The sequence below is a fragment of the Vibrio sp. ZOR0018 genome (genome assembly GCF_963865925.1).
Classification (GTDB): domain Bacteria; phylum Pseudomonadota; class Gammaproteobacteria; order Enterobacterales; family Vibrionaceae; genus Vibrio; species Vibrio anguillarum.
Genome location: NZ_CAWMCN010000094.1, coordinates 3,030 through 3,681, shown reverse-complemented (window position 1 = coordinate 3,681; position 652 = coordinate 3,030).

The following is a 652-nucleotide window of genomic DNA, read 5'->3' as shown; positions in this document are numbered from 1 at the left end:
GAATCGTAATCGGAAATATCCATTTCTCGAATTGTAATCACTAAAGCCTCCAAAGCTTATAACGCCCGGCTAAGGGGTTGGCAACGCACCGCCGAACTCAAAAAACACACAGTAAACACTGAACTTAAATTTTGCACTAAAGCCGCCACGCGTTGGCAATCCCTCTTGAGCCGCTTGTTAGCTGCTGCACTTTAGCTGGAGATTGACTACTCAACGGCCTAATTTAAAACACATTATTATTTTCAATCGACAAAGTAAAACGGACAACTGAGAAACTAAAACCCAATCCACGAAACGCACTTGGCAAAAAAGAAATAACCGAGAAACTGACGAGCTTCTAGGACTTAAATTTACAAAGAATTCTTTCGAAGAAGCCAACAACAAGTACGCGGAATCCATTTAAGCGCGAAAGAGCCTCAAAACCAAAGAAGCCACACCAAAGAAATAAACAAACGCACCACTTCCCGTAAGAAGGCTTCGGTTAGTTCAAACACTTCACGAACAGTGCCACTGGCGAGATACGCGGAAAAGTGCTGACTTTCAGGTGTAAAGCTAGAGCCTCCAGACTAAGAAAAATAAGCGCTTAATTTTATGGCTTTTCTTAACCTCAGCTAACGCCCGGCTAAGGGGTTGACAACGCATAGCCGAACTT